At 60.1% G+C, this 8920-nt stretch carries 9 protein-coding genes; 4 read left to right on the forward strand and 5 right to left on the reverse strand.

The window, feature by feature from the left end:
* Window positions 1-109: 109 nt before the first annotated feature.
* Complete coding sequence (locus tag AC0L3D_RS13375; RefSeq protein WP_473644619.1) at window positions 110-529, forward strand: phospholipase D family protein; 420 nt, start codon at window positions 110-112, stop codon at window positions 527-529.
* The gene (locus AC0L3D_RS13380) at window positions 523-1503 is read left to right on the forward strand and encodes a phospholipase (protein ID WP_287068142.1); all 981 of its coding nucleotides are present in this window, start codon (window positions 523-525) and stop codon (window positions 1501-1503) included. Before AC0L3D_RS13375 ends, AC0L3D_RS13380 begins: the two co-directional genes overlap by 7 nt.
* 181 nt (window positions 1504-1684) lie before the next feature.
* On the opposite strand, the gene AC0L3D_RS13385 is transcribed toward AC0L3D_RS13380, so the two are convergent.
* The 3 genes from AC0L3D_RS13385 to AC0L3D_RS13395 form a co-directional block, all read right to left on the reverse strand.
* Window positions 1685-2338, reverse strand: coding sequence for a DUF2726 domain-containing protein (locus AC0L3D_RS13385; RefSeq protein WP_473530548.1), 654 nt, complete (start codon window positions 2336-2338; stop codon window positions 1685-1687).
* Window positions 2339-2672: 334 nt separating this feature from the next.
* A complete protein-coding gene (locus AC0L3D_RS13390; protein ID WP_473644621.1) occupies window positions 2673-3956 on the reverse strand; it encodes a cystathionine gamma-synthase family protein in 1284 nt (427 codons plus the stop codon).
* A gap of 360 nt (window positions 3957-4316) precedes the next feature.
* Window positions 4317-4460: a hypothetical protein gene (locus AC0L3D_RS13395; RefSeq protein WP_287068146.1), complete on the reverse strand. Its 144-nt coding sequence runs from the start codon at window positions 4458-4460 to the stop codon at window positions 4317-4319.
* A 1135-nt stretch (window positions 4461-5595) separates the two neighbouring features.
* Between AC0L3D_RS13395 and AC0L3D_RS13400 the strand changes: the two genes are divergently transcribed.
* Window positions 5596-5943 (forward strand): hypothetical protein, encoded by a 348-nt coding sequence (locus AC0L3D_RS13400; RefSeq protein ID WP_473644622.1) that lies wholly within the window; start codon window positions 5596-5598, stop codon window positions 5941-5943.
* A gap of 253 nt (window positions 5944-6196) precedes the next feature.
* On the opposite strand, the gene AC0L3D_RS13405 is transcribed toward AC0L3D_RS13400, so the two are convergent.
* Window positions 6197-6463: a GNAT family N-acetyltransferase gene (locus AC0L3D_RS13405; RefSeq protein WP_287068149.1), complete on the reverse strand. Its 267-nt coding sequence runs from the start codon at window positions 6461-6463 to the stop codon at window positions 6197-6199.
* Window positions 6464-6534: 71 nt separating this feature from the next.
* A complete protein-coding gene (locus tag AC0L3D_RS13410; RefSeq protein ID WP_473530389.1) occupies window positions 6535-7404 on the reverse strand; it encodes a helix-turn-helix domain-containing protein in 870 nt (289 codons plus the stop codon).
* Between the two features lie 106 nt (window positions 7405-7510).
* On the opposite strand from AC0L3D_RS13410, the gene AC0L3D_RS13415 reads away from it, so the two are divergent.
* The gene (locus AC0L3D_RS13415; protein WP_473629927.1) at window positions 7511-8782 is read left to right on the forward strand and encodes an ABC transporter substrate-binding protein; all 1272 of its coding nucleotides are present in this window, start codon (window positions 7511-7513) and stop codon (window positions 8780-8782) included.
* Window positions 8783-8920 lie beyond the last annotated feature (138 nt).

Here is an 8920-nt window from a genome sequence, read left to right on the forward strand (position 1 = left end):
CTCGAAGTTGAACATACCCGCCTCGGCGATCAGCCGCTGTCCGACTTATGTCGGTCGCATGGGCGGACCATTAACTTATACTTGTAAAGGTTAGCGTCCTACGAAAGCGATGGCGGGGGACGACAAATTGAAGATGGTTTTAAACGGGCTCAACGGGAGCTACCTGCGAAACATTCTTGAAAGCGCGGCGGCCGAACTGAAAAACGGCTCCAATCTGACCGAACGGGTGGACGCGGCCGTAGCGTATGTTTCAGACCAAGATCTTCTTTTTGAGTGGTGTTGGAAGCGAGATATTCCTCTTCGGTTTTGGGGGCGCTTTGATGAGGGCGTCCCGATCAGTCCACACATCCTTAAACGTTTCCTTGATCGCAAATCCCCAAACTACGTTTGCAGACTCGTCAGACAGTTTCATCCAAAGGTGATTTGGTGGAGAGGATTTGGAGTCTACATCGGTTCTGCTAATCTAAGCCAGTCTGCTTGGTGGAAGAATGTCGAAGTCGGTGTTTTCCTCACGGCGACGAGTTGGTAGGCGACAACAAGGCTCTGGAACTTGAATTGTTTTTCCAAGCTGTTCATGCCCACTCGTCTCCACTTACCGACGAGCTTTACGCTTTGATCGAGCAACGATCTGCCGCCTTGGACAAACAGGCCGCAATTGATCGCGAAGCTGCAAAGAAATTTTGGAACACCGACTACGTGCAGCCATGGGAGGGGCTTGGGAACGTTTCAGGCAAAGCCGCCCTCGACCTCAGGAGAGATGCGTTTCTGAATGAGTGGATGCAGACGCTTCAACTCCTCCGCGATCTGGCCGCAAAAGTTTCCGCCGATGAGAATAGACCAAGTTGGGTCGCCAAGGATGCACCTTGGGGCGCTCAGGCTGACCAGTTTCTCCATGCGCACTACTATCAAAATACGTTCGATGGTCGGCGAGCCGATTACGAGACGCATTTTAAAAGCCACCAAACAAACCCCGGCTTGGCTGAAGAGACAGCCTTGTCTTGGTGGCGATCTCTTAAGTCAGCTCCAAACGGTGAAGACCTCACTCTTAACAAGTGGGCACCATATCTTCGTCAGATGCTAAGCGCCGAGCGCATCATGGCGACTACGGAGGGCGAATTTGCTGAGATTCTGTCCCACATCCACGCTGCAATAGAATACGCGCGCCGAGTGTCAAACCGGGCGGTGGGTCTTCAGGAGGGTCCTCCTTACAACATGTCCGAAAAAGTGATCGCTTTGGCCAAACACATCTATAAGCAGCCAGAGAGAGGTGGGCCGTCACCGGTGGCGACCTTGAATTATGTACTTTACGGCGGCCCTGCGAAGGAACTGCCTAGCCGCATGTGGGATGCTTTGCACGACCCAAAGTTAAGAATTGAAAACTTCGGCATTAGCGCGATGGGCGAGCTAGTAGGCTGGGCCCTGCCGAACCAATTTCCACCGCGCAACGGCCGTACAAGTAAGGCTTTGCGTTCTTTGGGACACGACGTCACGGTGCACGTGTGATTTGAACGGTTTGATGCGTACTAGGGTCCCGGAAGGCGTAACCATAGAGACGCTCGCTGCCTTCGCTAACGCACAGGGCGGTACGTCGCCGATCGGCATCGCTGGCAACGGATCGATCTCCCGCGATAATGATTTCAGGGCACATAGTGTTTAGCTCTACTCAGCCTGGCGTAGCAGATACTCAGCCGTCCTTTGGCTTGTCTACGAGTTTCTCGACCAGCCGCCTGAGCTCGGAAGGAGTGGTGTGCCCGGCAACAACCTCGTGATAACCGATCCCTGCCCTTCGTAGGGCCTCCTTCTTGACAGCATCGCGCGCTGCGGCGAGACCTTGGTGATGGGCGCCGCCTTGGTATTCGATCGCATGTCGGGGCTGGCAGTCCTCGTTCACCAGAAGCAGGTCGACCCGTTTCGAGTTGATGCAACGGTAGGCGTCCGCGTCCTTGCTGCGCAGAATTTCGCCTAACGATACTTGTGCCATCACCTGCCATCCGGGATTGCAGCCTATCACTATGGTGTCGAGCTCCCGGAATACGCGCGCTTCGCTCTTGTTGAGGAGCGGCTGTATCGTGAAGTGAGCCCCCATAACGATGCGTAATTGGTCAGCAGCGTCGGGTTGTTTTGGAGTGACTGGATCAGGCTTCGGCGCTAACGGCCTGTTATCTATTTTGCTCCAATCGCGCTTCCTGTCCCAGCGCCAACGGTTCTTTTCCCGCCACGCCTGCCGTCGTATCTTTGAACAGAACCGCTCGACGGCCATACCACCAAAGGCGCCGACCAAGAGAACGGCGATCAGCAGATGTGGCTCTTCGATCAAACCAATAATCTCGGGGGGCATGCCGGTAATCTTACTGGACGCGGGTTCTTGTAATAAGCCACGACTGACGAGAAAACACCAGGGAGCGGAGCGTTTGACTTTAAGGTTGGAGCTGCGCGCCAATCAGCTCCAGCATACTCCTGCAAGGGTTAGGGTGCCGGGCCGCGAAGCTTGTTGGTGCGGGCTTCTTGCCAGCGCTGGACCGGTCGCGGGGAGCGTCGGGGGAGCCGCCGCGCTTTTTTCAGCGGAGATGCCCCCTCCCGGTTAAAAAAAACCGGTGGGGTCAGGGTGACTCCTGGACGCGGCAATCGCGACGAGATGGACGCCAGTCCGCCCACCAGCGGTCAGGCATATTTCAGGCGAGGGCAAGCGCCTGGGCGATATCGGCAACAAGATCGTCGGGGTGCTCGACGCCGATCGACAGCCTTATTGTCGACTCAAGAACGCCGATCCGTTCCCGAACGTCCTTGGGCACGCCCGAATGGGTCATGGCGGCAGGATGGCTAGCCAGCGATTCCGTGCCGCCAAGGCTGACGGCAAGTTTCAATATCTGAAGGGCATTGAGAAACGCGAACGCCGCGACCTGACCACCGCGGATGTCGAACGAGAACGTCGATCCGGCGCCTGTGCATTGCGTCCTGAATACCCCTGCGGCCGCAGTGTCGTCGCCAAGGAATGGCAGATAGGCCACCCTTGCGACCTTCGGATGGTCGGCCAGAAATTCGGCGACAATGCGAGCATTGGCGTTGGCTTTCTCCATGCGGATGCTCAGCGTTTCCAGCGAGCGGCCGAGCATCCAGCACGAGTGCGGATCGAGCTGCGTGCCGATCGCCCCCCTGAGCGCCTTGATCGACTTGGTGACGGCCTTGCTGCCAAGTGCCGCGCCGGCGATCAGATCGGAATGGCCGCCGACATACTTGGTCAGGGAATAAACGGAAACGTCCACGCCGTGGTCAAGCGGACGCTGAAAAACCGGTCCGAGCAAAGTATTGTCGCACACGACGACCGGGCGCTGTCCCTGTTTGGCGGCGATCTCGTCGGCGATGCGGTCGACCGCCACGAAATCGACCAACGAGTTGGTCGGGTTGGAGGGCGTTTCGATGAAGATGAGCGATACGCGGCCTTTCCTGCAGCCTTCATCCGCCGCTGTGCGAATGGCTGACTCATCGACGCCATCGGCGAAACCCACAGCGCCGACGCCAAAATTGGCCAAGGTCTTGGCTAACAAAGTTTCGGTGCCGCCATAAAGCGGTTGCGAATGCACGATAACGTCACCCGGACGGGCGAAGGCAAGCAGAGTGGTGGCGATGGCCGACATGCCGGACGAGAACAGGATGCAGGCCTCGGCCCCTTCGTAGATTGCCAGGCGATCCTCGACGATTTCGCTGTTGGGATGATTGAAGCGGGAATAGACCAGCCCGGCTCCGGTTCCGCTCGGCGGTTCCTTGCGTCCGGATACGAAATCGAAGAAATCGCGGCCCTCTTCGGCAGATCGGAACACGAAGGTCGAGGTGAGGAACACCGGCGGCTTCACCGCACCTTCCGACAGCTGAGGGTCGAAGCCGTAGCTCAGCATCAACGTTTCCGGATGCAGCCGATGATTTCCAATATGCGTCTTGGACGGACGTGGGGCAGTCATGGCGATTCCTCCGGTCAGGTTTCTCAGACCAAAATTAGAGGAAGAACCAACACCAGTCTCTTGCTAATCCACTCGGGTCCATGGTCATCCAGACAGATCAGGCACGCCATGCTGCACTCGCGCCAGAGGAACGTGGTTTTCGGACTCGAAACGGTCCGGTCGGTCCGATCTCTTTCTAATTCTAAGCGCGAACGGCAACCAAGAACCGTTAGTGGCGAAGGCAGCAGGAGAATTGGAGACATACCGGACCGACCGGACCGGAAATGTTTTGCCGAGTGCCTGGGCGCCAAGCCGGAAGACGCAGTGCACGGTCAGCGAGGCGCGCGGTTGCTGGGGCATGCGGCACTGCAAGAGATCAGATCAGGAGGGATGAGGGCCGGCCTTCAGTGCGCTCTCGCGGCGCGCGGAGGCTGGCCCCGGGCCGCGCATATAGTGGAGCTCCGGCCGGTAGCGCGGTGCAACGAGTTCGCGAAAGGCTGATGCCAACCGAGTCGAACGATCCATGACAACTTTCCCTGGGCGCACTCGTAGCCGATTCCTGTAACCGCAAGCCGCCGCCGCGGGAGGCTGTTCGTTCCCGATTTTTGTCTGCGCTACGACGCCTTTTCCGCCGACCGCGGATGTACCGGCGGCGGCCGCATCTTTCAGGAATGCTATGTGCGACCACATCCACAGTCTCGCGGCCATCGAGGCGCTCCTTATGACCTTGTGACGGCCGGCGGACATGGTGGCAAAGTCCGCGACGCCGACGTCGATACGGTCTCGGTTGATCGGCCGCTTGAACAAAAGACCGAATCGGATTGGGTCGCAGTCAAAAATTCCCACGAGGTGACGGACGACAAGAGGCCTACCCCCAGGGGCGGCGGCCAAAAACGCTGCTGGAGGGCCGAACAGAAGCTTACGCGACATCATTGTCCCTACCTCACACGCCGGTATTGATGTGGAACAGGGTCTTCGCCGCCCGGCATGTCTGAAGCTGTAGAAGCAAGAACCGTGCCACGCAATCGCAAGGCCGGGCTTCCAGCCGCCCTGTTTTGGGCGGCGTCATGCGTTCAAGTACCTGGTTCGTCAGTCGCTTCTTACTCGTCCTAGCCATTTGCTCCCCTGGGTGTTCGGGTTGCTTGAGTCGATCGTTTGCCGGGTTTCCGAGGGGGAGCCGCAAGGCGCGGTTTTCGACGGAACTCCGTGGGACAGAGTGTTCCGCTCCCGGAGCGCTGGACAATCGTTTTCTGGCTGAATAGGTTACGGTTTGCGACGATAAGTTTCGTGGAATCAATGGGTTGCCAAGGTCGGGGTCGAGCGTTCGAATCGCTTCACCCGCTCCAGTGTCCTCTAAGGGAATCAAGCATCGAAAAGCCGCGGTCCACCGCGGCTTTTTCGTTTTTGGGCAGCACGGCATCACCCAGCAGACGGAGCGAGCTTGTCACTTGCCGGCTGCCTGTGGCCTTCAGGCGCTTTGTTCGCCGCTCGGAATACCCCCAATAGAGTTAGGACTTTTGCTTTTCAATTTCGGACCAAGGTCCCTTGCGGACAGGTGTATTTAAACCAAACTGGCGAAGTAGTGGACCATCATATTAGAGAGTCCTCCTATTTATAGTCTGGAACCATCCTGGCGGGAGGGCGGCTCGAAGGAGGAATTATGAAAACTCGAACCAGTCTGTTCGCAACGGTCGCCGCTCTCGCCCTTGTCGCGTCTCCAGTCCTCGCCGGCCCCGGCGGCAATGGTGGCGGGAAGGGTAATGGCGCAAGCAACGGCAATGGCGGAAACTCGGCTGCAGCCGGATCGCAGGGCCACGGAGCCGCAACGTCTGCGGCGGCTAGGGATAAGTCGACGCGGGGAATTGCTCATGCAATGGCTGTCGTTTCGACGACGCCGGCCTCGCCGCAGGCCACCCTGTCCTTGCAGGCAGCCCTGGACAAGTTCCTGGCAAGAAAGGCCGATCCGGCCGACGATACCTCCGGCGAAATTCCTGACGCAGCCGAATAAAAATCGCAAATCATGCGCTGCGCGGCGGCGCATCCTAGCATCGAGATTCTTGGTCACTTGGCGGGCTGCTTCATCTGTTCGGCCGATGCCGTGGGTCAAGAAACAGCCGACATTCGAGTCCGATCCTAAGGGATCCCCTGGAACGGTCCTGCCCCTACAGACGGTCCAGCGAGCACCACCGGCCTCGGGCCGGTGGTGCGTTCTTGGGGCGCGGGCTCGACTGGCGCTAGCCGTGGCCGTTTCCGGCCGATCTTCATCCATGCGCGTTGGCCAACGAAGCGGCAATCGCCGCAATCGAGCGGAACAGCACGAGCGGGTCATCCCTTAGCGGAATGAAACCACGCCGCTGCCAGAACGCGGCGGCTTCGGGATCGATGGCGTTGACCAGGAGCGCGCGGCCGCCGACGAGCTCCGCAGCCATTACGCAGCGCTGCAGCGCGTGCTTGACCAGGCCGGTTCCGATGCCGCGGCCGGCCCAGCCGGCGTCGGTGGCCAGCTGTCCGAGCAGCAGGCAGGGCACGGGATCGGGAGGTTGGCCGGTGCGAATGGATCGAGCGCGCCGGCATCGACCTCGAAATGCCCTGCGCATTGCTATCTGGCGCCGGCGCCTTTGCGAAAATCCGACGGCGACATGCCGGCCAGCTTGCGGAACGACTTGTTGAAGGCGCTGAGCGAGCCGAAACCGGAGTCCATGGCGACGCGCAGCACGTTGGCGTCCTGGTGCATCAGCAGCGCCTGGGCGTAGCTGAGCCGCAACAAATTGACATACTCGTTGAGCGTCATGCCGGTCGACTTCTTGAAAACGCTCATGGCGTATTTGGGATGGATGTCGGCCGCCGCCGCGATGTCGACGCAGTCGATGTCGTAGAGGAAATTCTCGGCGATGAAGTCGCACATGCGCCCGACATTGCGCAGCGATTGCTGGTCGAAGGGGCTGCCTGCTTCCTGCTCGATCGGCGTTTCGGGTACCAGCCGGTAGGGTTCGAAGCGCACCCGCTCCAGCCGCAGCAAGAGTTCGTTGACGGCGTGCTCGGCCTTGCCCGCATCGCCCGAGCGGACGTAGCGGTTCCAGCGCTCGAAATTGTCGCTGTCGGACCGGTCGGTGGCATTGGTCACCAATGTCGCGCCGGTCATCAGCCGGTTGCGGACGTCGGCGGGCAGGTGCAGCCGGAAGAAGTGCACCAGCGGCAGATGCGCGCCGGCATAGACGGCATCGTCCGACGCATCGTCCATCTGGTGCGGCAGGCCGCCCCAGAACAGGCACATGTCGCCGGCCGAAAGCGCGATCTCGTGCTCGTCCATGCGGTAGTGCACGGCGCCGCGGACGATGAAATTCACCTCGACCTGGGCATGCCAATGCGGCTTCAGCATCACCAGGGGCTGGGTGTGAAACATCTGCAGCAGCAGCGGCAGACCCTCCACGCTGCTGGCGCCGGGCTGGTAAAACGGCCTTTCCGGCATCTTACTTTCCGCCCATTCTTTATTCCCTTTGTCGCGGACAAGCCTTCGCCGGCGCCTAGTCTAGCCATGCTCGCGAAGAGAGAGCAAATGAAATGGGAGGATTTCAATGCGCATCACACTGACCTGCGCCGCGTTCGCGCTTGCCCTGGGCTCAGCCCCGGCCTTTGCGCAATCCGGCGAAATCACGATCTGGAGCTGGAACGTCGCCGCTTCGTCGCTGAAGGCCACCATAGAAGGTTTTAACAAGCAGTTCCCCGACATCAAGGTCACGGTCCAAGATCTCGGCAACCAGCCGACCTACGACAAGTCGATCGCCGGCTGCGCCGCCGGCGGCGAGGGGCTGCCGGACATCGTGACGATCGAGAACGGTGAGGCCGAGAACTACTGGAGCCAGTTCCCGGACTGCTTCGTCGACCTCCATACGCTCGGCTATACCGCCGAGGACCAGGCAAAATTCCCCGATTTCAAGCGCACCGAGCTCGAAGTGGAAGACAAGGCCTATGCGATGCCGTGGGATTCCGGCCCGGTGGCGATGTACTATCGCCGCGACTTTTACGAGAAGGCCAGCGTCGATCCCGCATCGATCAAGACTTGGGACGATTTCATTGCCGCCGGCAAGAAGATCCAGGAGGCCAACCCCGGCGTGACGATGACCAACGCCGATTTCAACGGCGACTCCGAATTCTTCCGCATGATCGCCAACGAGCAGGGCTGCGCCTATTTCGCCGCCGACGGGCAGTCGATCACCGTCAACGAGCCGGGCTGCGTGGCGTCGATGACCAAGATCAAGGAGATGAAGGACGCCGGCATCATCACCTCGGCCGATTGGGGCACCAAGATCACCAACAACACCGCCGACAAGGTCGCCAGCCAGATGTATGGCGGCTGGTACGAGGGCACCATACGCACCGAATCGCCCGACGGCAGCGGCAAATGGGGCGTCTACCTGATGCCGAGCCTCACCGCCGACGGCCCGCGCGCCGCCAATCTCGGCGGTTCCTCGCTCGCCATCACCTCGGTGTCGAACAACAAGGAAGCCGCCTACGCCTACCTGAAATATTCGCTCGCGACCAATGAGGGCCAGATAGCGATGCTGAAGGGTTTTGGCCTGGTGCCGTCGCTGATCTCGGCGCTCGACGACCCCTATGTCTCCGAAGGACAGCCCTATTGGGGCGGCCAGGCGGTGTGGAAGGACATTCTTGGGACCTTGCCGAAAGTCGTCCCCAGCCGCGGCACGCCGTTCCAGAGCGACGCGGAAATCATCGTCCGCGCAGTGCAGACCAAATATCTCGGCGGCGGCTACCCCGACGCCAAGGCGGCGCTCGATGATGCCGCAAGCCAGATCGCCTCGGCGACCGGCCTGCCGGTCGAGGAGTGATCTGAACGCGACTCCCCTTCTCCCCCTGTGGGAGAAGGTGGCCGAGCGAAGCTCGGTCGGATGAGGGGTGTTGGCCGGAGCACCGTCGGGGCAATAGCGGCAGCCCCCCGCCACCCGCAAGGCGCGCGGGCGGCCAAG

The organism is Mesorhizobium sp. WSM4837 (genome assembly GCF_055811435.1).